This is a genomic window from Streptomyces sp. NPDC055140 (assembly GCF_053607285.1).
Genome location: NZ_JBSGTG010000004.1, coordinates 4934 through 31705 on the forward strand (window position 1 = coordinate 4934; position 26772 = coordinate 31705).

The following is a 26772-nucleotide window of genomic DNA, read 5'->3' on the forward strand; positions in this document are numbered from 1 at the left end:
GCTCCCCCTCCGGTGCTTTGGGGTCGTGCTCGTGGGGGGGGGATGTTATTTATGCTTTGGGGGGGCCCCCGGGGCGCGGGGCGGGGGGGCCCCTCTCATGTCGGTCGACTACGGCCTGCGCGCCGACGTCACGCGGTACACGTCGTAGACGCCCTCCACTCCCCTGACCGCCTTCAGGACGTGACCCAGGTGCTTGGGGTCACCCATCTCGAAGGTGAAGCGGGAGGTGGCCACCCGGTCGCGGGACGTCTGCACGGCCGCGGACAGGATGTTGACGTGCTGGTCGGACAGGACCCTGGTGACGTCCGAGAGCAGTCGCGAGCGGTCGAGAGCCTCGACCTGTATGGCGACGAGGAAGACCGAGGACTGCGTGGGCGCCCACTCGACCTCGAGGATCCGCTCGGGCTCGCGGGACAGCGACTCGACGTTCACACAGTCGCTGCGGTGCACCGATACGCCACTGCCGCGCGTGACGAAGCCGATGATGGGGTCGCCGGGGACGGGCGTACAGCAGCGGGCCAGCTTGACCCACACGTCCTCGACACCCTTGACGACCACGCCGGGGTCGGCGTTCGCACGGCGCTTGCGGCCGCGCGACGGGGGTGCGCTCTCGGCGATGTCCTCGTTGGCGGCCTCCTCGCCGCCGAGGGCCTGCACGAGCTTCTGGACGACGCTCTGCGCGGTGACATGGCCTTCGCCGATCGCCGCGTACAGGGACGAGATGTCGGGGTAGCGCATCTCGTGCGCGAGCGTGACCAGGGAGTCGCCCGTCAGGATGCGCTGGATCGGCAGGTTCTGCTTGCGCATGGCGCGCGCGATGGCGTCCTTGCCCTGCTCGATCGCCTCGTCGCGGCGCTCCTTGGAGAACCAGGCGCGGATCTTGTTGCGCGCGCGGGGCGACTTGACGAAGCCCAGCCAGTCCCGCGAGGGCCCGGCGCCGGCCGCCTTGGAGGTGAAGACCTCCACCAAGTCGCCGTTGTCCAGGGTCGATTCGAGCGGTACGAGCCGCCCGTTGACCCGCGCTCCTATGGTGCGGTGACCGACCTCGGTGTGGACCGCGTAGGAGAAGTCGACGGGGGTCGCTCCGGCCGGGAGCGCTATGACGTCGCCCTTCGGCGTGAAGACGAAGACCTCGTTGCGCGAGAGGTCGAAGCGCAGGGACTCCAGGAACTCGCCCGGGTCCTCCGTCTCCTTCTGCCAGTCGAGCAACTGGCGCAGCCACGCCATGTCGTTGAGGTGGTCGTCCTTGCCGGTGGCCTTCGGCTGGTCACTGCGCACCTTGGAGGCGCCGGCGACGGCCTCCTGCTTGTACTTCCAGTGCGCGGCGATGCCGTACTCGGCACGGCGGTGCATGTCGAACGTACGGATCTGCAGCTCGACGGGCTTCCCGTTGGGGCCGATCACCGTCGTGTGCAGCGACTGGTACATGTTGAACTTGGGCATCGCGATGTAGTCCTTGAACCGGCCGGGGACCGGGTTCCATCGCGCGTGCACCGTGCCGAGGGCGGCGTAGCAGTCCCTCACCGTGTCGACCAGGACACGGATGCCCACCAGGTCGTAGATCTCCGCGAAGTCACGGCCGCGGACGATCATCTTCTGGTAGACGCTGTAGTAGTGCTTCGGGCGGCCGGTGACGGTCGCCTTGATGCGGGCGGCGCGCAGGTCGCTCTGCACCTCGTCGGTCACTATGGCGAGGTACTCGTCGCGCTTGGGCGCGCGCTCGGCCACCAGACGCACGATCTCGTCGTACATCTTGGGGTAGAGGATCGCGAAGGCGAGGTCCTCCAGCTCCCACTTGATGGTGTTCATGCCCAGGCGGTGCGCCAGCGGAGCGTAGATCTCCAGCGTCTCGCGGGCCTTCTTCTCCTGCTTCTCGCGCTTGAGGTAACGCATCGTGCGCATGTTGTGCAGGCGGTCGGCGAGCTTGATGACCAGGACACGCGGGTCCTTGGCCATCGCGACGACCATCTTGCGCACGGTCTCGGCCTGTGCGGCCTCGCCGAACTTGACCTTGTCGAGCTTGGTGACGCCGTCGACGAGGAGGGCGACCTGGTCACCGAAGTCGCGGCGCAGGGTGTCCAGGCCGTACTCGGTGTCCTCGACGGTGTCGTGCAGCAGGCCCGCCATGAGCGTCGCGGGGTCCATGCCGAGCTCGGCGAGGATCGTCGTCACGGCCAGCGGGTGCGTGATGTACGGGTCGCCGCTCTTGCGCTTCTGGCCGCGGTGCCAGCGCTCGGCGACCTGGTAGGCGCGCTCGACCTGGCGGAGCGTGGACGTCTCGATCTTCGGGTCGTTGCTGCGCACTATCCGCAGCAGCGGCTCGAGAACGGGGTTGTACGGGTTCGAGCGCTGCACGCCGAGACGGGCGAGGCGGGCACGGACGCGGTTCGAGGAGCCGGAGCGGGCGGGCTGGCCTGCCGCGGGGCGCACCACGGGCGGCGTGGGCGGTGCGGCCGGAGCCGGGGCGACGGCAGCGGGGCCGGGGGCCGGGCTCTTGCCGGCGGGGGGCTTGGGGCGCGACTGCTGCTCGGCCGTCTTGCCTTCCGGGGTGCCGCTGGAGCTCGGCCCGGTCTTGCCGGTCTCCCCGGGCTTCGCGGGCATGACGGCGGGAGCCGCGGCCTGGTCGGCCTTCTGGTCGGGCTTGGCGGCTGTGGGTACCCCCACGCGCTCGGCGCTGGGGGAGAGTGGCTTGGCCTCGTCTGGCAACGGCGCTCCTCGTGCGCGACGGGTCCCCCGTTCAGGTCCCGGAGAGCCCATGGTATCGACACTGGGCCGCCCGCTCGCCTTCGGCCGGTGGGACGGCTTTCATCAGGGCAAACGCAAAAGGCGGGCACCGGATTCCTCCGGGCCCGCCCTTACGCCTGTGACCAGGTGTTCAGACCATGAGCACTGCGTCCAGCGGGGCGCCGTCAAGAGACGGAAGCAGCCGTTCGCGGCCGCCCAGGAAACCCAGCTCCATCAGGACGGCGATGCCGGCGACCTCGGCGCCCGCGCGCCGGATGAGCCGCACCGACGCCTCGGCCGTGCCGCCGGTGGCGAGGACGTCGTCGATCACCATGACGCGGTCGCCCGCGACCAGATCCTCGGCGTGCACCTCGATCTCGGCCGACCCGTACTCCAGGTCGTACGACTGGCTGAGCGTCGCCCCGGGGAGCTTGCCGGCCTTGCGTACGGGGATGAAGCCGAGCCCGGCGCGTACCGCGACGGGGGCGCCCAGGATGAACCCGCGCGCCTCCAGGCCGACGACCTTGGTGGCGCCGTTCGCGACGCAGAGCTCCGCGAGGGCGTCGGTGAGCGCCGTGAAGGCCGACGGGTCCGCCAGGAGCGGGGTGATGTCCTTGAACATCACGCCCGGCTCCGGGTAGTCCGGCACATCGCGGATACGGCTGAGGAGCAGCGTCGAGAGTTCTGCGAGCTCGGTCATCGGCCCTTCCCCGAGGGCCGACCGCGACCGCGGTTGCGCGACGCGGGCTGGTGGCGGGGGCCGACGACCGCAGCGGACTCGTCGTCCGACGGGTCGTCGTCGAAGTCGTCGCCCTGCGGCTCCGTGGCCTCGGCGGACTCGCCCTTGGCGGCCGCCGCCGCGCGCTTGGCGAGCACGCGCTTCTTCAGAGCCTTGATCTGCGGGTCGCGTTCCTTCAGGTCGGCGACGAGCGGAGTGGCGATGAAGATCGACGAGTACGCACCGGCCGCGAGACCGACGAACAGCGACAGCGAGATGTCGTTGAGCATGCCGGCGCCGAGGAAACCGCCACCGATGAACAGCAGGCCCGCCACCGGCAGCAGCGCGACGATCGTGGTGTTGATCGAACGCACCAGCGTGCCGTTGATGGAGCGGTTGGCGATCTCGCTGTACGTGTAGCGGGTCTGCTTGGTGATGTCCTTCGTGCCCTCCTTCAAGGAGTCGAAGACGACCACCGTGTCGTAGAGCGAGTAACCGAGGATGGTCAGCAGACCGATCACCGTGCCCGTGGTGACCTCGAAGCCGACCAGGGCGTAGATCCCGACCGTGATCGTGATGTCGTGGATCAGTGCGACCAGGGCCGCGATGGCCATGCGCCACTCGAAGGCGATGGCCAGATAGATCACCACGAGGATCATGAAGACGATCAGGCCGGTCCAGGCCTTGTTGGCGATCGTCTCACCCCAGCTGGGTCCGACGAGGTCGGCGTTGATCTTCGCCTCGGGGACGTTCAGGTCCTTGGCGAGTTCGGTCTTGATCTGGTCGGACTTCGCGGTGTCCACGCCGGAGATCTGGATGCGCAGACCGCCGGTGCCGAGCTCCTGCACGATCGCGTCGTGCCCGGAGGCCGCTTCGGCGGAGCGCTCCGCCGTGCCCGCGGAGACGCTGGTCTTCGGGGTGGTGAAGACCGCGCCGCCCTCGAACTCGATGCCCATGTTCAGACCACGCACCGCCAGGCCGACGATGGCCGTGATGGTGATCAGGATCGAGATGCCGTACCAGATCTTGCGCTTGCCGATGAAGTCGTAGCCGACTTCACCGCGGATGAGCCGGGCGCCGAGATGGCCGAGCTTCGACATCTCACGCCTCCTTCGTGTCGACAGGGCCTACGGGAGAGCCGGGGGCACGGCGTGTGCGGCGCAGTGGCGGCTTGGCGCCGAGGCGCTTCGGGTCGAGCCCGGACCACGGGTGTCCGCTCGCGAAGAACTTCTTGCGGGCCAGGATCGTCATCAGCGGCTTGGTGAACAGGAAGACGACGACCACGTCGAGCACGGTGGTCAGGCCGAGCGTGAACGCGAAGCCCTGGACCTTGCCCACGGTGACGACGAACAGCACCGCGGCGGCGAGGAACGACACGAAGTCGGAGACCAGGATCGTGCGCCGGGCCCGCGGCCAGGCGCGCTCGACGGAGGGCCGCAGCGAGCGACCCTCACGGATCTCGTCCCTGATGCGTTCGAAGAACACGATGAACGAGTCGGCCGTGATACCGATCGCCACGATCGCGCCGCAGACCGCCGGCAGGTTCAGCGCGAAGCCGATGGCCGGGCCGAGGAGCGTCATGATCACGTAGGTGAGGACCGCGGACACGAGGAGCGAGGCGAGCGCGATCAGCGACAGGCCGCGGTAGTAGACCACCAGGTAGATCACGACCAGCAGGAGGCCGATGGCACCGGCGATCAGGCCGGCGTGCAGCTGCTCACCGCCGAGGGCCGCGGTGACCGTCGTGACGCTCTGCTCCTGGAAGGAGAGCGGGAGCGCACCGTAGGACAGCACGTTGGCGAGGTCCTGGGCGGACTGCTGGTCGAAGCTGCCGGAGATCTCCGCGCTGCCGCTCAGGGTCGAGCTGACGCTTGGGGCCGAGACCACGTCGCCGTCGAGCACGATGGCGAACTGGTTCATCGGCGGCTGCTGCTGCGAGAGCTTGCTGGTGATCTTCGCGAACTTCTTCGAGCCGCCGCCCGTGAAGTCCATGTTGACGACCCAGGCACCGGTCTGCTGGTTGATCGTGGCCTGCGCCTTGTCGACGTCCTTACCGTTCACCTCGGCGGGGCCGAGGATGTACTTCTCCCACTGACCGGACGAGTTCTTACCGCACGCCACGGCGGGGTCCTCGGGCCTGACGCCCGAGGTGACCTGGCTGCGGGCGGCCTTGTCGGTGCAGTCGAGGTCCGTGAACTTCTTCTGCAGCGCGGCGGTGGCCGGGTCCGGGGTGGAGCTCGCCGAGGGGGTGGGCTTGCCGCTCGCGGAGGAGCCGGCGCTCGGCGTCGGGGAGGAGTCGGCCTTCAGTGCGTCGGTGACGGCACGGCCCTGCGAGGTCGCGGACGCGGTCGGCGTGGGGGTCGGCGTGCTGGACGCCTTGCCCTTGCCGCCGTCCGTGGCCTTGTCGGTCGCCTTGTCGGTCGCCTTGTTCTTGCCCGAGCCCGAAGGGCTGGCGGAGGGCTCGGGGGTGGGCGCACCGGCGGCCACGGTGATCACGGGGCGGAAGTAGAGCTGGGCGGTCGTGCCGACCTGCTCGCGCGCCTGCGCCTCGTTCGTCCCCTTGGGGATGTTGACGATGATGTTGTCGGAGCCCTGGGTCTGGACCTCGGACTCCGTGACACCCAGACCGTTGACGCGGCGCTCGATGATGCTCACGGCCGTGTTCATGTTGGTCTGGTTGACCGCGTTCTTCTGACCCGGCTCACTCTTCGCCTTGAGCGTGATGCTCGTACCACCGGCGAGGTCGATGCCCAGGCGCGGCGTGGTGTGGCCGGACAGGAACATCCCGCCGGTCAGCGCCACCATCGCGATCAGGATGAAGGCCAGTGTGCGGCCCGGCCTGCTCTGGGCGCCGTGACTTCGGCCCTTCTTGGGTGCTGCCACCTTCTCGTTCTCCCTCTCCATCCGTCCAGCAGCGGGGTACGTGCCCGGACGGCCATGAAATGGTGTCGAGAATCCGTGCGGAAATCACACGTCCGGGACCGCGGAGCGCGAGCGGGCGCGCGCGGTCCTGGGGGCGTGACTACTTCGCGTCGGACTCGCCGTCGGTCTTCTTCGGCTCGGCGCCGTCGGCCTCGGGGGCTGCGTCAGTGGCAGCAGCCTCGTCCTTCTTGCCGAGGTCGATGCGCGAGTCGTCCGAAGCGTCGGCGGGCTCGTCGGTCTCGGTGAGGGAGGAAGCGTCGTCCGGCACGATCGCACCATCGGCGCCGAGGGCGTCGTGGTCATCGTTGTCATCACTCTCGGTGCCGTGGACGATGCGGTTGTACTCGTCGTCGCCGAGGACGGCGCCGATCGAGTTCTTCGCGTAGACGGCGTGGACGCCGGGGGCCACCTCCAGAAGGACCATCTCGTCGTGGACCTCCTTGACGGTGGCGTACATGCCCCCGATCGTGCGGACGCCGGAACCGGGCTGCATCTGGTCCCGCATCTGGCCTGCCGCCTGCTGCTTCTTCTTGGCGGAGCGGGTCATCAGGAACATGGCCCCGATGAGCACGATGAACGGGAGGAGGGTCACGATATTCACGGGACGGAAATTCCTTCGCACGACCGCGCACGTAAGCGGCCTGTTGGATGGGGGTGGGCACGCCGTCCACAAGGGCGGCATCGGCGGAGTCTAAGCGAGTCCACGCTCAAGGAACAACGCTCAACATGCCACCGGGGTTCCTGACCTCGCGACTACGCTGCGCGATCACGCCCCGAACAGGTCCTGTTGTCCGCTTGTGCCCCTTGTCTGCTGGGGCGGCGTGAGGCCGAGGTGCGCCCAGGCCGCGGGGGTGGCGACCCGCCCGCGCGGAGTACGAGCCAGCAGGCCTTCGCGTACGAGGAAGGGTTCGGCGACCTCCTCGACCGTCTCGCGCTCCTCCCCCACGGCGACCGCGAGGGTGGAGAGGCCGACGGGCCCGCCGCCGAAGAGCTTGATCAGCGCTTCGAGGACGGCGCGGTCGAGCCGGTCGAGGCCGCGGCCGTCCACCTCGTAGACGCCGAGGGCCACCCCGGCGATGTCACGGGTGATGTGACCGTCGGCCTTGACCTGCGCGTAGTCACGGACCCGGCGCAGCAGTCGGTTGGCGATACGGGGGGTGCCTCGGGAGCGGCCGGCGATCTCGGCGGCGCCCTGGGCGTCGATCTCCACGTCGAGGAGGTTCGCGGAGCGGTGGATGACGCGCTCCAGCTCGGCCGGCTCGTAGAACTCCATGTGCGCCGTGAATCCGAAGCGGTCGCGCAGTGGCGGGGGCAGCAGGCCCGCGCGCGTGGTGGCGCCGACGAGGGTGAACGGGGGCAGTTCCAGCGGGATGGCCGTGGCACCGGGCCCCTTGCCGACGATGACGTCGACCCGGTAGTCCTCCATCGCCATGTAGAGCATTTCTTCGGCGGGGCGGGACATGCGGTGGATCTCGTCGAGGAAGAGGACCTCGCCCTCCTGGAGGGAGGAGAGGATCGCGGCCAGGTCGCCGGCGTGCTGGATGGCCGGGCCGCTGGTGATCCGGATGGGGGCACCCATCTCGGCCGCGATGATCATGGAGAGTGTGGTCTTGCCGAGGCCGGGCGCTCCGGAGAGCAGAACGTGGTCGGCGGTGGCACCACGCGCGCGTGCCGCCCTGAGGACCAGGTCGAGCTGCTCGCGGACCTTCTCCTGGCCGATGAACTCGCCCAGGTCCTTGGGGCGCAGGGCGGCCTCCACCGCCTGGTCCTCGCGGTCGGCGACAGAGCCCACGAGCCGCTCGGTGTCGGGCGTCGCGTCGTCCCAGTTCATGAGGTGTGCCTCGCGGTGGTGGTGGTTCGGGCGGGGAGCGGGCGCGGGCCCGGTCAGCGGGTGCGGTTCAGCGTCTGGAGCGCGGCCTTGAGGAGCCTGCCGACCTGCGGCGTGCCGCCCTCCTCCTCGGCCTGCGGGGCGACCGCCTCAATGGCCTCGTCGGCCTCGCGGGTGGCGTAGCCGAGCCCGATGAGCGCGGCCTGCAGCTGATCGCGCCAGCCGGAGGTCACGGGGGCGCCCACGCCCGTACCGGTGCCGAGGGGCGCGCCGAGCCGGTCCTTGAGTTCGATGAGCAGCTTCTGGGCGCCCTTCTTGCCGATGCCGGGCACAGCGGTGAGCGACTTCTCGTCACCGGAGGCCACCGCGCGGCGCAGGGCGTCGGGGCTGTGCACGGCGAGCATGGCCTGCGCGAGCCGGGGTCCGACACCACTGGCGGTCTGGAGCAGCTCGAAGGTCTGCCGCTCGTCGTCGTCGGCGAAGCCGTAGAGCGTGAGCGAGTCCTCGCGTACGACGAGGGAGGTGGCGAGCTTGGTCTGCTGGCCGATGCGGAGCCCGGAGAGCGTGTTCGGGGTGCACTGGACGGCCATGCCGATGCCGCCGACCTCGACCACCGCGGTGTCAGGGGCGAGGGCGGCCACCGGGCCGCTGACGAAGGCGATCATGCGATACGGCCTTTCGGTGCTGTGGCAGGTTTCGATGCGTGCAGGGCGACGGCCTGCTGGAGTCTGTTCTGCGCGGGGGCGCGCCAGATGTGACAGATGGCGAGGGCCAGGGCGTCGGCCGCGTCGGCGGGCTTGGGGGGTGCGTCCAGTCTCAGCAGGCGTGTCACCATGGCGCCCACCTGCGCCTTGTCGGCCCGTCCGCTGCCCGTCACGGCGGCCTTGACCTCGCTGGGCGTATGGAGGGCCACGGGGATGCCGCGGCGGCTGGCGCAGAGCATGGCGACCGCGCTCGCCTGGGCCGTCCCCATGACCGTCCGCACGTTGTGCTGGCTGAACACCCGCTCCACGGCGACGAATTCGGGCCGGTACTCGTCGAGCCACTGCTCGATGCCCTGCTCGATGGCGACGAGGCGGTGGCCCAACTCCGCGTCGGCCGGGGTCCGTACGACGCCGACACCACGCATCGTCAGGGGCCGCCCCGCGACCCCCTCGACCACGCCGACACCGCACCGGGTCAACCCCGGGTCCACGCCGAGTACGCGCACCCCGCCCCTCCTTCGATAGCCAGTTTGTGCAGGCTATCGGGTACCGCTGACAATGCGACGGGCCGACGGGGTGTGTGTCCCGTCGGCCCGTGCGCTGCCTGCGTGTCAGGCGTCGACCTTCTCCATGACCTCGTCGCTCACGTCGAAGTTGGCGAAGACGTTCTGCACGTCGTCGCTGTCCTCGAGCGCGTCGATGAGCTTGAAGATCTTGCGGGCGCCCTCCTCGTCCAGCTCGACCTGCATGGTCGGGACGAAGTTGGCGTCGGCCGAGTCGTAGTCGATGCCGGCCTCCTGGAGCGCGGTGCGCACGGCGACCAGGTCGGTGGCCTCGCTGAGCACCTCGAAGGACTCACCGAGGTCGTTGACCTCTTCGGCGCCCGCGTCGAGCACGGCACCGAGGACGTCGTCCTCGGACAGCTCACCCTTGGGGACGATCACGACACCCTTGCGGTTGAACAAGTACGAGACGGATCCGGGGTCGGCCATGTTGCCGCCGTTGCGGGTCATGGCGACACGCACGTCGGACGCGGCACGGTTGCGGTTGTCGGTGAGGCACTCGATGAGCACCGCGACACCGCTGGGACCGTAGCCCTCGTACATGATCGTCTCGTAGTCGGCGCCACCGGCCTCGAGGCCGGCACCGCGCTTGACCGCGGAGTCGATGTTCTTGTTCGGGACCGAGCTCTTCTTGGCCTTCTGAATGGCGTCGAAGAGCGTCGGGTTGCCGGACACGTCGGAGCCGCCCGTGCGGGCAGCGACCTCGATGTTCTTGATCATCTTCGCGAAGAGCTTGCCGCGCTTGGCGTCGATCACGGCCTTCTTGTGCTTCGTCGTAGCCCATTTAGAGTGGCCGGACATCTGCCTGTCTCCTTCGCGTAACCAACCCAGTACGAACTCCCCCTGGCCTCAAGGGCCGGGGGACCCCCCGAGATCCTACAAGGACCCGGCCACCAGCTTCGCCCGCACCATGTCGACGAACAGTGCGTGCATCCTGTGGTCGCCGGTCAGTTCGGGGTGGAAGGACGTGGCTAGGGCGTTTTCCTGCCGTACAGCGACTATGTGCCCGTCGTACTCCGCGAGTACCTCGACACGGGCGCCCACCGACTCGACCCAGGGGGCGCGGATGAAGACGCCCTCCACGGGGTCGCCCTCCACGCCGCGCACGTCGACCGCCGCCTCGAAGGACTCGTTCTGACGTCCGAAGGCGTTGCGGCGCACGATCATGTCGATCCCGCCGACCGTCTCCTGGCCCGAACGCGGGTCGAGGATCTTGTCGGCGAGCAGGATCATGCCCGCGCAGGTGCCGTACACCGGCATGCCTTCACGCACACGCGCGCGCAGGGGCTCCATGAGCCCGAACAGGACGGCCAGTTTGGAGATGGTGGTCGACTCCCCGCCGGGCAGGACGATGCCGTCCACCTCGGCGAGTTCCTCGGGCCGCCGCACGGGCCTGGCCACGGCGTCCGCCGTGGCCAGGCCGACGAGGTGCTCCCGTACGTCGCCCTGGAGCGCGAGGACGCCCACTACGGGAGAGGTCATTACCAGCCCCGGTTCGCGTAGCGCTCGGTCTCGGGGAGGGTGTCGCAGTTGATGCCGACCATGGCCTCGCCCAGGTTGCGCGAGGCGTCCGCGATGATCTTGGGGTCGTCGTAGAAGGTGGTGGCCTTCACGATGGCGGCGGCGCGCTTGGCGGGGTCGCCGGACTTGAAGATGCCGGAGCCGACGAAGACGCCCTCGGCGCCGAGCTGACGCATCAGGGCGGCGTCGGCGGGCGTGGCGACACCACCGGCGGAGAACAGCACCACCGGCAGCTTGCCGAGCTCGGAGACCTCCTTGACGAGCTCGTAGGGGGCGCGCAGCTCCTTGGCGGCGGCGTACAGCTCGTTGTTGTCGAAGCCGCGCAGCCTGGCGATCTCGTTCTTGATCTGGCGCAGGTGGCGGACGGCCTCGACGACGTTGCCCGTGCCGGCCTCGCCCTTCGAGCGGATCATGGCCGCGCCCTCGGCGATGCGGCGCAGGGCCTCGCCGAGGTTGGTGGCGCCGCACACGAAGGGGGTCGTGAACGCGAACTTGTCGCTGTGGTTGACCTCGTCGGCCGGGGTCAGCACCTCGGACTCGTCGATGTAGTCGACGCCGAGCGACTGCAGGACCTGGGCCTCGACGAAGTGACCGATGCGGGACTTGGCCATGACCGGGATGGAGACGGCCTCGATGATCTCTTCGATCATGTTCGGGTCGGACATCCGGGCCACGCCGCCGTCCTTGCGGATGTCGGCCGGCACCCGCTCGAGCGCCATGACAGCCACCGCGCCGGCGTCCTCGGCGATCTTCGCCTGCTCGGCGTTGACGACGTCCATGATCACGCCGCCCTTGAGCTGCTCGGCCATGCCGCGCTTCACGCGCGCGGTGCCGGTGGTTTCGACGGACTGGGGGGTGCTGGACACGGGTGACCTCGCTCGGTGGAAAAAGGGGGGTTACTACTCCACAGAGGAAACGCCCCGCGACCAGTCCACATCAAGGGCCAATGTCCGACCGGTGGCTCATTCTCCGCGAACGCGCCTGATCACCACCGTGTTACGTAGTGGGCCGGTCGGTCCCTTATGTGGTGGGTCGGTCGGCGAGCGCTTATGTGGTGGGCCGGTCGGCGAGCGCGACGGGCGGCTCGTCGTCCATCTCGAAGGCCAGGGGGAACGGCGCGTGGCCCGCGAGCCGGAACCAGCGCACCGTGCGGTGCCTGCGCAGGGCGCGTGCGGCCCGTACGGCGTCGTTGTGGAAGCGCCGGGCCATCGGCACCCTGCGGACGGCCTGCGCGAGCTCCTCGGCCGCGTCGGGGCCGCCAGGGGCGGCGCGCACCGCCTCCATCTGCCCGGCCTCGCCGAACACGGCCCGCAGCGCCTGACTCAGCTCGCTCTCGGCGACCTCACGGTGGTCCTCCTCGGCCTGCCGTGCCGCGTGCGCGGCCTCGTACAGGACGATCGAGGCGGCGGGGTCGAGCACTCCGGAGGTGGCCAGCTCCTGCGCCACCGAGGCGCGGCGCAGCAGTTGGGCGTCGAGGGCGGCGCGGGCCGCGTCGATCCGGGCGTGCAGCCGGTCGAGACGGCCCGCTGTCCAGCTCAGGTAGAGGCCGACCGCGATGAGGAAGACCGCGATCCAGATCAAAGTGGAGGTCACGGGCGCAAAGGCTACAGCCGTGCACCGCACCGGCGATCAGCCGCGTACAGGACGGGAGGGACGTACCGGTTTGTGCGCGTGGCGCGCCGGTACGTCCCGTCAGTCGCGGGCGAGCCCGAACCGGGCCCGCAGTCCGCTGCGTTCGTCGGTGGCCACGGCCGCGGCGCCGGTGGTCACCGTCTCGTACACGGACAGGATGTCCGCCCCCACGGTCGACCAGTCGAAGCGCCGCACGTGCTTGCTGCCGCGCTCCCGCAGCTCCTCGCGCCGGTCGGCGTCGCCCAGGAGCCGGACGGCCGAGTCCGCGAGGGCGTCCGCGTCCTCGTTCGCGAACAGCTCGCCCGCGCCGCCCTGGTCGAGGACCTGCGCGAACGCGTCGAGATCCGAGGCCAGGACGGGCGCGCCCGCCGACATGGCCTCGACGAGGATGATGCCGAAGCTCTCGCCGCCGGTGTTGGGGGCCACGTACACGTCGACGCTGCGCAGCAGCCTGGCCTTGTCCTCGTCGCTGACCATGCCGAGGAACTCGACACGTTCGCGCATCTCGACGGGCAGGCTCGCGACGGCCTCCTCCTCGTCGCCGCGTCCGGCCACGAGCAGCCGGGTCCCGGGCCGCTCGGCCAGGATCCTCGGCAGGGCCTTCATCAGTACGGGAAGACCCTTGCGGGGCTCGTCGATGCGCCCGATGAAGCCGATGGTGCCGCCCTGCCACTCGGCCTTGGGCTCGGCGCGGGCGAAGAAGTCCACGTCGACGCCGTTCGGGATGACGACCGCGTCCCCGCCGAGATGCTCCACGAGCGTGCGGCGCGCGTACTCGCTCACCGCGATCCGCGCGCTGATCTTCTCCAGGGCGGGCTGGAGGATCGGATACGCGGCGATCATGGCGCGGGACCGCGGGTTCGACGTGTGGAACGTGGCGACGATCGGGCCCTGCGCGGCCCAGCAGGAGAGCAGCCCCAGCGAGGGCGAGGCCGGCTCATGGATGTGGATCACGTCGAACGTGCCGTCGTGCAGCCAGCGGCGCACGCGCGCGGCGCTCAGGAAGCCGAAGTTGAGCCGGGCGACCGAGCCGTTGTAGGGCACGGGGACGGCACGGCCCGCCGAGACGACGTACGGCGGCAGCGGGGTCTCGTCGTCGGCCGGGGCGAGGACGGACACCTCGTGCCCCAGGGCGATGAGGTGCTCCGCGAGGTCGCGGATGTGGAACTGGACGCCGCCCGGCACGTCCCAGGAGTACGGGCAGACGATGCCGATCTTCACGGTCGGCGCTCCTCGAGGTCAGCGAGCCACAAGCGCTGCAGCATGTGCCAGTCCTCCGGGTGGTCGGCGATCCCTGTGGCGAAGGCGTCGGCCAGCGCCTGCGTCATGACAGACGTCTTTTCGGCGCGGGTACCTGTCTCGGGCACCTCGATGGGGGCGTGGACGCGTCCGCGCATGACGGGCGACTCGTCGTACCAGAGGGTCACCGGGAGGAGCAGGGCGCCGGTCTGCTGGGCGAGTATCGCCGGCCCCGCGGGCATGCGCGCGGTGTCGCCGAAGAACTTCACCTCGACGCCGGACTCGGACAGATCGCGGTCGGCGACCAGGCAGACCAGGCCGCCGGCGCGCAGTCGGCGTGCGAGCGTGCCGAAGGCGGATCCGCCTTCGTGCGGCAGGACCTCCATGCCGAGGCTCTCGCGGTAGGCCACGAAGCGGTCGTAGAGAGTCTCGGGCTTGAGGCGCTCGGCGACCGTCGTGAACGGGGTCTCCAGCTTGGTGGTGACCCAGGCACCCGCCAGGTCCCAGTTGCCCAGGTGGGGCAGGGCCAGGATGACGCCCTTGTCGGACGCGAGGCCGTCGGTGAGGAGGTGGGCGTCGTCGATGTCGAAGCCGTTCCTGACCCGGTCCGCGCTCCAGGACGGCAGCCGGAACGACTCCATCCAGTACCGCAGGTACGAGCGCATGCCCGCCCTGGAAAGCTGCTTGAGGCGCTCCGGGGAAGCGTCGGGCACCACGCGCGCGAGGTTGGACTCCAGGCGCAGGACACTCTTGCCGCGCTGCCTCCACGTGAGGTCGGCGATGGTACGGCCCAGGCGGACCGCGACGGGCTCGGGGAGCTTCTTGACCGTGCTCCAGCCCGCTCCGTAGAGGGCGTCGACGAGTCGTTCGCGCGCGTTGCTCACGATACGGTCCCGCTCTCCTGGGAGGCCTCGGCGGCGGCCTCCGCGTCGGCCTCGGCCGACTCCCTGCGGACGGTCACCATCCGCTGGATCAGCGTCACGAGGCTGCCCGCGGCGACGGCCCACAGGGCGATCGGCAGCAGGACCTGGATGCCGGGCACACCGAACTTGTGCAGCCCCGCGAGGCCGGCGGCGACGAGGGTGATCACGAGCCGCTCGGCGCGCTCCACCAGGCCGTTGACCGCCACGGGCAGGCCGATGGCCTCACCGCGGGCCTTGGTGTACGACACGACCTGGCCGCTGGCGAGGCAGAAGATGGAGACGGCACACAGCATGTTGTTGTCGCCGGATCCCGCGTACCAGAGGGCGAGGCCGCCGAAGATCGCGCCGTCCGCGACGCGGTCGAGCGTGGAGTCGAGGAACGCGCCCCAGCGGCTGGTGCGGCCGAGCTGGCGCGCCATGTTGCCGTCCACGAGGTCCGAGAACACGAACAGCGTGATGACGATCGTGCCCCAGAAGAACTCCCCGCGGGGGAAGAAGACCAGCGCGCCCGCCACGACCCCGGCCGTACCGAGGAGCGTGACCGCGTCGGGGCTGACCCCGCGACGGATGAGAAACGCGGCGAACGGTGTGAGGACACGCGTGAAGAATGCACGCGCGTACTTGTTCAGCATGGCCTTCCCGAGGGTCGGATGGCCGCGCGGCCCTTCTGGCCACCGGCTGGCCCATCGTAGTCACGCGCGCGCGTGGACGACCTACGGGCACCCGCGCGCCCCGGGGGATCACGTACGACGTATGGACGCACCGTGACGCGAGTGGAAAGCTCGAAGACACCGCGGGCGTCGTCGGAGCCGCCATCGCGGGTCCCGCGAGTCCGCGCCCAATGGGACCCCCTCTTCAGCAGGGGTGCCACCTCACCGTGCAAGTAACCGGGAGGCAAGGCATGGGCGACAAGGCGAACACACACACCGGAGCCGCCGGCAGGGCTACGGCGGCCGACCACCCCGCGTCCGTGAGGAATGTGGTGCTGGTCGGCCACAGCGGATCGGGCAAGACGACGTTGGTGGAGGCTCTCGCGCTGACCGCGGGGGCGGTGAACAGGGCGGGCCGGGTGGAGGACGGGACCGCCGTTTCCGACTACGACGAGATCGAGCACCGGCAGCAGCGGTCGGTTCAGCTCTCCCTGGTGCCCCTCGAATGGGACGGGTACAAGATCAATCTTCTGGACACCCCCGGATACGCGGATTTCGTCGGGGAGCTGAGGGCCGGTCTTCGGGCAGCGGATGCGGCCCTCTTCGTCGTCTCGGCGTCCGACGGGCCCGAGACCATGGCGGGCGCGACACGCATGGTGTGGGAGGAGTGCGCGGCGGTCGGCATGCCGCGCGCCATCGTGGTGACGCATCTGGAGGCGGCGCGCTCCGACTTCGAACAGATGACGCGGACCTGTGAGACGTTCTTCGGCGGTGACGACCCGGACGCCGTCATCCCGCTCTACCTGCCCCTGCACGGCGAGCCGGGGCCCGACGGGCACGCGCCGGTCACCGGCCTCGTCGGCCTCCTGTCGCAGCGCGTCTTCGACTACGCGTCGGGCGAGCGCAAGGAGTCCGAGCCGGACCTCGATCAGCTGCCGCTCATCGAGGAGGCACGCAACCGTCTGATCGAGGGGATCATCGCCGAGAGCGAGGACGAGACCCTCATGGACCGCTATGTGAGCGGCGAGGAGATCGACTACAAGACGCTGGTCGGGGACCTGGAGCGGGCCGTCGCGCGCGGTGTCTTCCACCCGGTGCTCGCCGCGGCCCCCGCGGCTCCGGGCGCCCGCCAGGGCATCGGCACGGTCGAGCTGCTCGAACTCATCACGGGCGGTTTCCCCACTCCCCTGGAGCGCGCGGCCCCCGTGGTCACCACCCCGTCGGGCGACGCGCGCACGGTGAACGTCTGCGATCCGGACGGCCCCCTGGTCGCGGAGGTCGTGAAGACGGCGTCCGATCCGTACGTGGGCCGGATCTCGCTGGTACGGGTCTTCTCCGGAACCCTGCGACCCGACGACACGGTGCATGTGTCGGGGCACGGCCTCGCCGACCGCGGCCACGAGGACCACGACGTCGACGAACGCATCGGCGCCCTCTCGTCACCCTTCGGGAAACAGCAGCGCGTGCTCTCCCACTGCATCGCCGGTGACATGGCGTGCGTGGCCAAGCTCGGCAGGGCGGAGACCGGCGACACCCTCTCCGCCAAGGACGACCCGCTCCTCATGGAGCCGTGGGACATGCCGGACCCACTGCTTCCGCTGGCGATCCAGGCACACAGCAAGCCGGACGAGGACAAGCTCTCGCAGGGCCTGTCCCGGCTGGTCGCCGAGGACCCGACGATGCGGCTCGAACAGAACCAGGCGACGCACCAGGTCGTCCTGTGGTGCCTCGGTGAGGCGCATGCGGACGTCGCCCTGGAGCGGCTGCGCAACCGGTACGGCGTCCAGGTCGACGTCGTACCGCACAAGGTCTCCCTCAGGGAGACGTTCGCCGACAGGTCCGCGGGCCGCGGGCGCCACGTGAAGCAGTCCGGCGGGCACGGACAGTTCGCGATCTGCGAGATCGAGGTGGAGCCGCTGCCGCACGGCTCCGGCATCGAGTTCGTGGACAAGGTCGTCGGCGGCGCGGTGCCACGGCAGTTCATCCCGTCCGTGGAGAAGGGCGTACGGACACAGGCCGCGAAGGGCGTGGCCGCGGGCTATCCCCTCATCGACGTGCGGATCACGCTGCTCGACGGCAAGGCGCACTCGGTGGACTCCTCCGACGCGGCGTTCCAGACGGCGGGGGCGCTGGCGCTGCGGGAGGCGGCGGCTGACGCGAAGATCCATCTACTGGAGCCGGTCGCCGAGGTACAGGTGCTCGTCGCGGACGACTACGTGGGCGCGGTGATGAGCGACCTGTCGGGGCGGCGCGGCCGCGTGGTCGGCACGGAACAGGCGCCGGGGTCTCGCACGCTCGTACGGGCCGAGATCCCGGAGATCGAGATCGGCCGGTACGCGGTGGACCTGCGGTCGCTGTCGCACGGCACGGGGCGGTTCAGCCGGGCGTACGCGCGGCACGAGCCGATGCCTTCGCAGTTGGGCGACAGGATGCGCGAACAGGCGCAGGACGTCTCGTAGTTGACCGTCCCCCGCCACCCGCCAGCCAGGCCGCCCGCCCGGTCCCCTTCCGGGCGGGCGGCTTCGGCCGTCCCCTGACGGATGTCGGTGCGCCCGGATACGCTGATGACCTGATCAAGCCGATGACCTGATCAACAGGTGTGCGGGGCAAGGAAGTCGGGAAAGCCGCAGGAGCGAAGGCGCGCGGCGATGGGGGCGGCAGTGGCGGACGACGTATTCGACTTCAGGCCCGGAGCGCAGGTGCCGTTGCACGGCTCCGCGGGACAGACCGCGGCCACGTACGCCCTCGCTTCGGCGGCGTACCGGGACGCGAAGGTGGACGATCTGCTCGCCGCCAACAGTGAGTGGCACAAGTCCGATGTGAAGAAGGGCCTTTGGTCGCTGGCGGCGCCGAATCTGGGCGAGGCGTTCTCGCGGGCCGTCCAGGGCCGACTGCTCGGCGGCGCCCGCAAGCCGCTCATCCAATCCTTCGGCACCGAGCCGCAGGTCGTCGTCGAGCACTGTCTCGCGGCGAACCGGATCCGTAAGCAGCGCGACAGCTGGCTGACGGCCGTGATGGCGCTGTGCGGCCTCCTCTTCCTGCCCGGCCTCATCGTGTGGCTGCTCGTCTTCCAGGTCCGCCGCATGATCGCCGGCCACGAGAACAAGCGCATGGCCGCGCTGTTCACGGCGCTGATGGTGGCGGTCGCGGCCGTCGCCGTGATCTTCATGGTCCGGCTGCCGTTCACGGGCTTCTGGGCCTGGTACCTGCGGGCGGCGATCGTGGCGCCCGTGGTCGGCTGGCTGTGGGCCCGGCAGATCTGCGAGCGCACGGCGCAGGACATGCGGGATCGCTGGGACAGCCTGCTCGCGGGCGGCGGCATCGGCGCCAAGATCCCGGAGGCGGTGCCCGGCAGCCCGGGCGAGACGGCTGCCGAGCGGCTGCGCCAGAGCCTCGCCAAGCTGACCGCGGAGCAGCGGTCGAACGCCGTGTTCTACGCGGGCCCCAAGGGCATCCTCGGCATGGGCACCCGCTGGGGCAGCTGGCAGCTCGCCGAGGAGTTGATTCCCCGCGACGAGGGCGCGGAGATCCACCCGTTCCGCAGTTGGGACGTCATTCGGGCGATCCACGACAAGCTGCGGCTCCTGGAGCGCGGCCCCCTGCACACGGGCGGGTTCCCGACACCGTCGATCAAGCACTGGATCGTCTCGCCGATCGGGGAGAACGCGAAGAAGGTGGCCCGCCCCAGCGGCACCGACGTCGAGGCCTTCCAGATCAAGAACCACGAGATACAGCGGATCTGCAACGAGCAGCAGTTCGGCAGCGGCGACCGCCACTACCTGGGTGTGCAGTTCACGCTCTGGGACGGCCAGTTGGTGATCACGATGCTGATCACGGTGACGGTGCTGCACGAGACGCTGCGCATCGAGATCACCGGCCACGCGCTCGGCCCGGTGCACTCCCTGTTCACGACGAAGCCCGAGCCGAAGACGAAGGAAGTCGCCAAGGCCATCAAGTTCTGGGAGACGGTGGAGAAGAAGCTGCCCCTCATCGAGCCCGACGAGGTGGTCCGCCTCGCGGTGCGCGCGCCCTTCACCTGGTACCCGCCGCTCCTGGACTTCATAGGCGGCAAGCTGATCCTGCCCGAGCCCTTCGGACTGCGGCACGCGTGGGCGGACAAGCCGTGGCGGCACCGCTTCATGGCGGACGACGCGCTGCGCACGGCCACCCCGGTCCTGCGCGTGGTGCACGCGGCGGCCATCAAGGTCCTGGAGGAGAACGGCGTGGACACCGAGAAGTTCGGTACCCGCTCGACGCTCCTCAGCGGCCTGGTCCAGGCCCCGACGCCCACGAACGCCGACGTGTACGACGCGTAGCCGGGCCTGGCCGGCCTGGGGCGTACGCGCCCGGGCCGGCCGGTCACGATCGGCTCAGTCGGCGTCCGGCCAGGCCTTGGCCAGCGCGGTCCTGGTGTCGCCGAGCAGCTGCGGCAGCACCTTGGTGTGACCCACGACGGGCATGAAGTTGGTGTCGCCGCCCCAGCGCGGAACGATGTGCTGGTGCAGGTGCGCGGCGATGCCGGCCCCCGCCACCGCGCCCTGGTTCATGCCGATATTGAAGCCGTGCGCCCCGGACGCGGTGCGCAGCGCGGCCATCGCGCGCTTGGTGAAGAGGGCCAGCTCGGCGGTCTCGCCGTCGTCCAGATCCGTGTAGTCGGCGACGTGCCGGTACGGCAGCACCATCAAGTGGCCGCCGTTGTACGGATAGAGGTTGAGGATCGCGTAGACGCTCGCGCCGCGCGCCACGATCAGCGCTTCCTCGTCGGTCATGCCGGGTGCGGCGCAGAACGGACAGCCGTCGTCGGCTCCCGGTCCGGTCGGCTTGTTCTCCCCCTGGATGTAGGCCATCCGGTGCGGCGTCCAAAGGCGCCCGAACCCGTCCGGCTCACCCACCGGCCCCGTGTGCTGCTCCGGCTCACTCGTCATGAGGTGCAGCATATGACTTCGCCCGTTCGGAGCGTGTCGGCGGGGCAGGCCCCGGTCCCCGCCCGCGATTCTTGACCGATGGACGAGAGACGGCGCACGCCGTGGGAGCACCGGATGGAGACCCCGCTGACGCTGGCGGCCCTGCTGTTCCTCGCGTCGTACGCGATCAGAGTCCTGGGGCACGGACTTCCGGAGGCGGTGCGCGACGCGTGTCTCGCGGTGACCTCCGCCGCCTGGGCCGTCTTCGCGCTGGACTTCGCCGTCCGATGGCGCCACAGCGGCAAGGGGCTCTCGTTCGTGCGCCGCCACTGGCTGGACGCAGTGGTCGTGGTGCTGCCGCTGCTGCGCCCACTGCAGATCGTGCGGACCTACGACGCCGTGCGGCGGCGGCACGAACAACCGCGGCTCAGCCTGCACGCGCGCGTGGCGACCTACGCCGGGATGTCCGCCGCGCTGCTCGGATTCGCGGCGGCGTTGGCCGAGTACCAGGTCGAGCGCGGGCAGCCGCACGCCACGATCCGTACCTTCGGGGACTCCGTGTGGTGGGCCTGCTCGACGCTGGCGACCGTCGGATACGGGGACGTGGTCCCGGTGACCCCCCTCGGGCGTCTGGTGGCGGTGGCGCTGATGGCCTACGGCCTGGCGTTGCTCGGAGCGATCACGGGCTCGTTCTCGTCCTGGATGTTCCAGGTGTTCAGGCGCGACAGCGACGAGAGGCCCCCGGAAGACTTCCCGGGGGCCTCCTGATGTCGTACGTCGCTGCTGTCAGCGGCGGGCGTCAGACCTGCACGCGCTCCTCGACGACCTTGACGATCTTCTCGATCGCCTCGTCGACGGGGATGCCGTTCTCCTGCGAGCCGTCGCGGTAGCGGAAGGAGACGGCGCCGGCCGCCATGTCCTCGTCGCCCGCGATGATCATGAACGGCACCTTCTGCTTCTGCGCGTTCCTGATCTTCTTCTGCATACGGTCCGACGAAGAGTCCACGTCGACGCGCAGCCCCTTCTTCTTCGCCTTGACCGCGAACTCCTCGAGGTACGGGATGTGCGCGTCGCCGATCGGGATGCCGACCGCCTGCACCGGCGCGAGCCAGGCCGGGAAGGCACCCGCGTAGTGCTCGAGGAGCACCGCGAAGAACCGCTCGATGGAGCCGAACAGCGCGCGGTGGATCATGACCGGGCGCTGCTTGGTGCCGTCGGGGCCGGTGTACTCCAGGTGGAAGCGCTCAGGCAGGTTGAAGTCGAGCTGCACGGTCGACATCTGCCAGGTGCGGCCGATGGCGTCCTTCGCCTGGACGGAGATCTTCGGGCCGTAGAACGCGGCGCCGCCCGGGTCCGGGACCAGCGGGAGGCCCTGCTTCTCGGCGACCTGGCGCAGCGTCTCGGTGGCCTCTTCCCAGATCTCGTCGGAGCCGACGAACTTCTCGGGGTCCTTGGTGGACAACTCCAGGTAGAAGTCGGTCAGGCCGTAGTCGCGCAGCAGCCCGAGGACGAAGGTGAGCGTCTTGTCGAGCTCCTCCGCCATCTGCTCCTTGGTGCAGTAGATGTGCGCGTCGTCCTGCGTGAAGCCGCGGGCGCGGGTGAGGCCGTGCACGACGCCCGACTTCTCGTACCGGTACACGGTGCCGAACTCGAAGAGCCGCAGCGGCAGTTCACGGTAGGAACGCCCGCGCGCATCGAAGATCAGGTTGTGCATCGGGCAGTTCATGGGCTTGAGGTAGTAGTCCACGCCCTCGTCGAGCTGCATGGGCGGGTACATGCCGTCGGCGTACCAGTCCAGGTGGCCCGAGGTCTCGAAGAGCTTCCCCTTCGTGGCGTGGGGGGTGTAGACGAACTCGTAGCCCTCCTCCTCGTGCCGGCGGCGCGAGTAGTCCTCCATGACCCGGCGGATGATGCCGCCCTTGGGGTGGAAGACGGCCAGACCGGAACCGATCTGGTCGGGGATGGAGAACAGGTCCAGCTCGTTGCCCAGCTTGCGGTGGTCGCGCTTCTCGGCCTCGGCGAGGAACTCCAGGTGCGCCTTCAGCTCGTCCTTCGACGGCCAGGCGGTGCCGTAGATGCGCTGGAGCATCGGGTTCTTCTCGCTGCCGCGCCAGTACGCCGCCGCGTTCCGCATCAGCTTGAACGCGGGGATGTTGCGGGTGGTGGGCAGGTGCGGACCGCGGCAGAGGTCCTTCCAGCACAGGTCACCGGTCTTGGCGTCGAGGTTGTCGTAGATGGTCAGCTCGCCGCTGCCCACCTCGACATTCGCACCGTCGTCGGTGGACGCGGAGCCCTTGATGCCGATGAGCTCCAGCTTGTACGGCTCGTCGGCCAGCTCCTCGCGGGCGTCCTCGTCGGTGACGACACGGCGCGAGAAGCGCTGCCCGCGCTTCTGGATCTCCTGCATCTTCTTCTCGATGGCCTTGAGATCCTCGGGCGTGAAGGGCTTCTCCACGTCGAAGTCGTAGTAGAAGCCGTCCTTGACCGGCGGGCCGATGCCCAGCTTGGCGTCGGGGAACAGCTCCTGCACGGCCTGCGCCATCACGTGGGCGGTGGAGTGGCGCAGGATGTTGAGGCCGTCCTCGGAGGAGATCTCGACCGGCTCGACCTCCTCGCCGTCCTGCACGGCGTACGCGAGGTCCTTCAGCTCGCCGGCCACGCGGGCGGCGACGATGGTGCGCTCGCCGGCGAAGAGCTCGGCGGCCGTAGTGCCCGTCGTCACCACGCGCTCTTCCCGCTCGGAATCGCGTTGGATGATCACACGGACGTCTGACACCGGACTCTCCTACCTGAAGGGGGCACGCGATGATCTGGCCACGCGCGCAATACACAGGGGATCGTACCGAGCCCGGGGCCCGACTCGCGAAACGGCATCAACGCGGCCCGCGCCGCGATCCCCGTGCATGCACCGGGAGCCCTCTGCTCACGAGCCCGTGAGCTCAGTCGTCCCCGCTGCACGCCTCCTCGAAGAAGTCCAGATTCTCCTGGAGCGACTTCATCAGCCGGTCCCGCTCGGCCTCCTCCACCTGTACGGGCACCACTCCGCCGGCCCCGGTCAGCCGCCGGAAGCCGCCCCGGCTCTCCAGCCGCCCGTGCACCCTGATCGGCAGCCCCACGAGATGCGCGTGCCCCGCCGTCCGGTACGCCTCCTCGTCCAGCGTCATCCGGACGTGCGGTACATCGGCGCCCCCCATGACGTGCAGCCGCACCGTGCCTTCTCCGCGCGGCCCCGATCTGCGCATGCGCACGACGGTCCCGGTGATGCGGACGGCGATGGACGGCTCGGACTGCAGATAGCGGGCGCTCGCCTCCCGCAGCACCGCCAGGTCGCCGGGCGAGAACTCGACGGGGGCGTCCCCGGCCGTGCACTCGTCGGGCACCCCGGCCGCCGGTGACCACTCGACGCCGACCCGGGCTCCCTCCGTACCGCGGACGAGGGCGACGAGCGCTTCGACGAGCTCATGGCTCACCCCCGCCTCGACCGCGCCGTCGAAGGCGTCCATGCCGCCGGTGGCCCGCCGGTAGTCGATGGCCTCACGGGCCGCGTACAGCGCCTGGTGGAGCCGGACGGCGAGCGCGCGGCCCGCGGCGACGGGCACGAACGCGGTGAGCCTGCGGCCGCCGGGAGCGTCACCGACGAGGACGGTCTCCAGCGAAGCGGCGGCGGGCCTGCGGTGGCGGGCCCCGTAGTAGCCGGCCCTGCCCCGGGCGGCGAGCGCGGCGGCCAGCAGCATCCGCCGGGCGGCGGCGCGCAGTTGCTCCTCCACCGGCCACGCGGCGCTGCCCGCGGGCCCGGCCGGCACATCGCGCCACCAGCGGATCTCGTCGCTCGGCACGGCGAGCGAGACGAGTACCTCCCGCGCGGAGGGCGATCCACTGCGTTCCAGTGCCTCGAGGGCCTCGCCGAGCAGGTCATCGCTGTCGGGGAAGGCGCGGGTCTCCGGCACGAGCAGGCTGGTGCGCCCGGAGGCGCCGGGCAGCGTCCAGCGCACATAGCGCCCGGTGGCGCCGCCGCGGCGTTCCCAGCCGTGCCGGTCGAGCAATGCGTTGAGCACGACCGGGTCGACCTGCTCCGGCCCGGGGCCTTCGAGGTCGGCGGGGTGGGATCGGGCGGTGTTCAGGGCGCGTAGGCGCTCGTCGGTCGGGCGGTGCTGCATCAGGGTCTCCCTCCCTGTCCGTCAGGGCCTCCCGCGTCCTTCAGGGCCTCCCGCCCGTCCCGATCCGCGTCATGATCTCGCAGAGCGCACGGTCGTCGAAGATCCGCGAGGTCGGGATGCGCACGGTGGTGCGGCGCCTCCCTGTCACGGGGTGGCCGGCCAGGTTGATCCAGTAGCAGCAGTGCCGCAGGTCGAGCCGGTCGTGGCCGGCCCGCAGCCAGTCGTCCTGCGAGCGCGGCACGATCATCACGACCAGGATCTTGTGCACCGACACCGGTGTGCGGGCGAGCTTCTCCAGGTGTGCGTTGTCGAGCGTGAAGGAGAAGGACGGCCCCGGCGGCTTCGGTGGGAGCTGGTACGTGCACTTGAGCTGCACCTTGATGGTGACCTCGTCGTCGACCGTGTGCCCGGGGGCGCTGTGGCTGACGTGCCAGTCGATTCCGTTGTCAGGGAACGGCTGAGAGAGCGAACAGCCCGCGGCTGCCGCTACTGCGTGCAGATAGCCCACCTGGAGTGTCTCCATGCAGGCGGTGGTGGCGAGTGTGCCGCGCGGCGGTGCGATCCGCTCGGGCAGCAGCCCACCCTGTTCGGGCTGCGCGAGCGCCATGTCCAACTGGCCTTCCGAAACAGGTGAATCCCCTGGACGGGCCGCTGAACTGCCGTGACCCGTATCTGTGTTGTCTCCGGTCGGCGTACGACGCAAACAGCCCGGGTATCACCGAAACGGGCAGCAGCGAGGGGCCATCTGCCAGGTGTGAACGAGGAGTTGCATTGACATGACGTGCTGGTACGAGGGCCCTCTGGCCGCCTTCGACACCGAGACCACCGGCGTGGACGTGGAGAGCGATCGCATCGTGTCGGCCGCGATCGTGGTGCAGGACGCCCCGGGCAGCCGGCCACGTGTCTCACGCTGGCTCGTGAATCCGGGGGTACCGGTACCGGCCGGGGCGACGGAGGTGCACGGCCTGACGGACGAGCACCTCCAGCGCAACGGCCGCTGGCCGGCTCCCGTCATGGAGGAGATAGCCCGGCTGCTGGGCGAGCAGGCCGCGGCGGGCCGCCCGCTCGTGGTGATGAACGCGCCCTTCGATCTGACGCTCCTGGACCGGGAGTTGCGGCGACATCGCGCCTCCGCGCTCGGCCGCTACATGGAGAGCTCGTCGCTGTGCGTCCTCGATCCGCGCGTCCTCGACAAACACCTGGACCGCTACCGCAAGGGCCGCCGCACCCTGACGGACCTGTGCGCGCACTACGAGGTGGAGCTGGAGGGCGCGCACGACGCGGCCGCGGACGCGCAGGCGTCCCTGGATGTCGTACGGGCTGTGGGGCGCCGGTTCGCGTCCCGCCTGGAGCGTCTGTCCCCCGCCGAGCTGCACACCCTTCAGGCGGTGTGGCATGCCGCGCAGGCGCGTGGGCTGCAGGCGTGGTTCGCGCGCAGCGGCAATCCGGAGACGGTGGATCCGGCGTGGCCGATGCGCACGGAACTGCGGGAGGCCGCCTGAGAGTTGCCCGTACGGGCTCGGGCCCGGGGCACAGAAAAGCCGGTCCGTCAGCTGACGGACCGGCTTTCTTCCGGGTGGGCGATACTGGGTTCGAACCAGTGACCTCTTCGGTGTGAACGAAGCGCTCTCCCACTGAGCTAATCGCCCGGGAACGGGTTGAACCATACAGGCCCCGGCGGGTTTCCAACAAACCGGTTCGGTCAGCGCCGCCGCAGATGCGCGACGAGCCCGCGCCGCCCACCCCGCATCATCAGCGCGTGGTTGACGAGGAACACCGGCCTGCCGACGAGGGCGAACCGTCGCAACAGGGGTTTGCGCACCTCCACCTCCTGCTCGTACAGCGCACGCGTCCCGCCCTCATGCGCGCGCACGGTCCACCGCACCCAGCCCTCCAGGTCGCCGGACATGGTGATCTCCAGGACCCCGGCCTCGGTGTCGCGGCGCAGGGCGGTGGCCGTCACGAACAGGTCGTACGGGAGGAGCGAGCGGAAGCGGGCGGTGCCGCGGCGCTCGTCGAGGGGTGTCGCCTCGCGCACTTGGGGCCACCACAGGGGGTAGTCCTCTGCGCGCTCGAGGGCCGCGAACACATCGGCGAGCTCCGCGGGCAGGTCCCAGACCGTGCGGAAGCGGTAGCGGTTCCAGTCCATGGTGCGAGTCTCCCCCGTTACGCGGTGACTCAACTGAACGTGAATTGGCGTGACGGCGACGGCCATTGATTCACCGTCAGAACTTCCGGATTCCTGGCGAAGTCCGGGAACTCTGAAACGGGGTCAGGTTCGCCCTCC

General features: G+C 70.0%; 24 protein-coding genes and 1 tRNA gene. 4 read left to right on the plus strand and 21 right to left on the minus strand.

Annotated features, from left to right (window positions below):
• Positions 1–108: 108 nt before the first annotated feature.
• From ACWFR4_RS10110 to pgsA, 15 genes are all read right to left on the minus strand, one after another.
• Complete coding sequence (locus ACWFR4_RS10110; protein ID WP_453468150.1) at positions 109–2706, minus strand: RelA/SpoT family protein; 2598 nt, start codon at positions 2704–2706, stop codon at positions 109–111.
• Positions 2707–2875: 169 nt separating this feature from the next.
• A complete protein-coding gene (locus tag ACWFR4_RS10115) occupies positions 2876–3424 on the minus strand; it encodes an adenine phosphoribosyltransferase (protein WP_453468149.1) in 549 nt (182 codons plus the stop codon).
• Positions 3421–4542, minus strand: a complete 1122-nt coding sequence (gene secF, locus ACWFR4_RS10120) for a protein translocase subunit SecF (RefSeq protein ID WP_453468148.1) — start codon at positions 4540–4542, stop codon at positions 3421–3423. The genes ACWFR4_RS10115 and secF overlap by 4 nt, the downstream gene beginning before the upstream one ends.
• Before the next feature lies 1 nt (position 4543).
• On the minus strand, positions 4544–6325 hold the full coding sequence (secD, locus tag ACWFR4_RS10125) for a protein translocase subunit SecD (RefSeq protein WP_453468147.1): 1782 nt from the start codon (positions 6323–6325) through the stop codon (positions 4544–4546).
• Between the two features lie 139 nt (positions 6326–6464).
• Complete coding sequence (gene yajC / locus ACWFR4_RS10130; RefSeq protein WP_453468145.1) at positions 6465–6965, minus strand: preprotein translocase subunit YajC; 501 nt, start codon at positions 6963–6965, stop codon at positions 6465–6467.
• Between the two features lie 165 nt (positions 6966–7130).
• Positions 7131–8195, minus strand: a complete 1065-nt coding sequence (gene ruvB, locus ACWFR4_RS10135; protein ID WP_453651878.1) for a Holliday junction branch migration DNA helicase RuvB — start codon at positions 8193–8195, stop codon at positions 7131–7133.
• A 53-nt stretch (positions 8196–8248) separates the two neighbouring features.
• On the minus strand, positions 8249–8857 hold the full coding sequence (gene ruvA / locus ACWFR4_RS10140; RefSeq protein ID WP_453651880.1) for a Holliday junction branch migration protein RuvA: 609 nt from the start codon (positions 8855–8857) through the stop codon (positions 8249–8251).
• Entirely contained in the window at positions 8854–9402 is a 549-nt protein-coding gene (ruvC, locus tag ACWFR4_RS10145) for a crossover junction endodeoxyribonuclease RuvC (protein ID WP_116503365.1), read from the minus strand. Before ruvC ends, ruvA begins: the two co-directional genes overlap by 4 nt.
• A gap of 105 nt (positions 9403–9507) precedes the next feature.
• Positions 9508–10260 carry a YebC/PmpR family DNA-binding transcriptional regulator gene (locus tag ACWFR4_RS10150; protein WP_453468143.1) on the minus strand — a complete coding sequence of 251 codons (753 nt, stop codon included), beginning with the start codon at positions 10258–10260 and terminating at the stop codon, positions 9508–9510.
• A 75-nt stretch (positions 10261–10335) separates the two neighbouring features.
• On the minus strand, positions 10336–10941 hold the full coding sequence (gene pdxT, locus ACWFR4_RS10155) for a pyridoxal 5'-phosphate synthase glutaminase subunit PdxT (protein WP_453651882.1): 606 nt from the start codon (positions 10939–10941) through the stop codon (positions 10336–10338).
• Complete coding sequence (gene pdxS / locus ACWFR4_RS10160) at positions 10941–11789, minus strand: pyridoxal 5'-phosphate synthase lyase subunit PdxS (protein ID WP_362906110.1); 849 nt, start codon at positions 11787–11789, stop codon at positions 10941–10943. Before pdxS ends, pdxT begins: the two co-directional genes overlap by 1 nt.
• Positions 11790–12027: 238 nt before the next feature.
• Complete coding sequence (locus tag ACWFR4_RS10165) at positions 12028–12573, minus strand: LemA family protein (protein WP_266566506.1); 546 nt, start codon at positions 12571–12573, stop codon at positions 12028–12030.
• Positions 12574–12672: 99 nt separating this feature from the next.
• Complete coding sequence (locus ACWFR4_RS10170; protein WP_453466997.1) at positions 12673–13833, minus strand: glycosyltransferase family 4 protein; 1161 nt, start codon at positions 13831–13833, stop codon at positions 12673–12675.
• On the minus strand, positions 13830–14735 hold the full coding sequence (locus ACWFR4_RS10175) for a phosphatidylinositol mannoside acyltransferase (protein WP_375996668.1): 906 nt from the start codon (positions 14733–14735) through the stop codon (positions 13830–13832). Before ACWFR4_RS10175 ends, ACWFR4_RS10170 begins: the two co-directional genes overlap by 4 nt.
• Positions 14732–15406, minus strand: a complete 675-nt coding sequence (pgsA, locus tag ACWFR4_RS10180; RefSeq protein ID WP_453466993.1) for a phosphatidylinositol phosphate synthase — start codon at positions 15404–15406, stop codon at positions 14732–14734. The genes ACWFR4_RS10175 and pgsA overlap by 4 nt, the downstream gene beginning before the upstream one ends.
• Before the next feature lie 269 nt (positions 15407–15675).
• On the opposite strand from pgsA, the gene ACWFR4_RS10185 reads away from it, so the two are divergent.
• The gene (locus ACWFR4_RS10185) at positions 15676–17883 is read left to right on the plus strand and encodes an elongation factor G-like protein EF-G2 (protein ID WP_453651884.1); all 2208 of its coding nucleotides are present in this window, start codon (positions 15676–15678) and stop codon (positions 17881–17883) included.
• Positions 17884–18072: 189 nt separating this feature from the next.
• Positions 18073–19740 (plus strand): hypothetical protein, encoded by a 1668-nt coding sequence (locus ACWFR4_RS10190; RefSeq protein ID WP_453466990.1) that lies wholly within the window; start codon positions 18073–18075, stop codon positions 19738–19740.
• A 54-nt stretch (positions 19741–19794) separates the two neighbouring features.
• On the opposite strand, the gene ACWFR4_RS10195 is transcribed toward ACWFR4_RS10190, so the two are convergent.
• Positions 19795–20361 (minus strand): HIT family protein, encoded by a 567-nt coding sequence (locus ACWFR4_RS10195; protein WP_116503347.1) that lies wholly within the window; start codon positions 20359–20361, stop codon positions 19795–19797.
• A gap of 66 nt (positions 20362–20427) precedes the next feature.
• On the opposite strand from ACWFR4_RS10195, the gene ACWFR4_RS10200 reads away from it, so the two are divergent.
• A complete protein-coding gene (locus ACWFR4_RS10200) occupies positions 20428–21096 on the plus strand; it encodes a potassium channel family protein (protein ID WP_453466986.1) in 669 nt (222 codons plus the stop codon).
• A gap of 31 nt (positions 21097–21127) precedes the next feature.
• On the opposite strand, the gene thrS is transcribed toward ACWFR4_RS10200, so the two are convergent.
• From thrS to ACWFR4_RS10215, 3 genes are all read right to left on the minus strand, one after another.
• Positions 21128–23104 (minus strand): threonine--tRNA ligase, encoded by a 1977-nt coding sequence (thrS, locus tag ACWFR4_RS10205; RefSeq protein WP_453466984.1) that lies wholly within the window; start codon positions 23102–23104, stop codon positions 21128–21130.
• Positions 23105–23267: 163 nt separating this feature from the next.
• A complete protein-coding gene (locus ACWFR4_RS10210) occupies positions 23268–24485 on the minus strand; it encodes a hypothetical protein (RefSeq protein WP_453466983.1) in 1218 nt (405 codons plus the stop codon).
• 40 nt (positions 24486–24525) lie between these two features.
• Positions 24526–25092, minus strand: a complete 567-nt coding sequence (locus ACWFR4_RS10215; protein ID WP_376257391.1) for a DUF4365 domain-containing protein — start codon at positions 25090–25092, stop codon at positions 24526–24528.
• Positions 25093–25261: 169 nt separating this feature from the next.
• Here ACWFR4_RS10215 and ACWFR4_RS10220 point away from each other — a divergent pair, with 169 nt between their 5' ends.
• Positions 25262–25987, plus strand: coding sequence for an exonuclease domain-containing protein (locus ACWFR4_RS10220; RefSeq protein WP_453466979.1), 726 nt, complete (start codon positions 25262–25264; stop codon positions 25985–25987).
• A 75-nt stretch (positions 25988–26062) separates the two neighbouring features.
• On the opposite strand, the gene ACWFR4_RS10225 is transcribed toward ACWFR4_RS10220, so the two are convergent.
• Positions 26063–26134 (minus strand) — tRNA-Val (locus tag ACWFR4_RS10225).
• A gap of 53 nt (positions 26135–26187) precedes the next feature.
• On the minus strand, positions 26188–26634 hold the full coding sequence (locus ACWFR4_RS10230; protein WP_453466977.1) for an SRPBCC family protein: 447 nt from the start codon (positions 26632–26634) through the stop codon (positions 26188–26190).
• Positions 26635–26772: the final 138 nt, after the last annotated feature.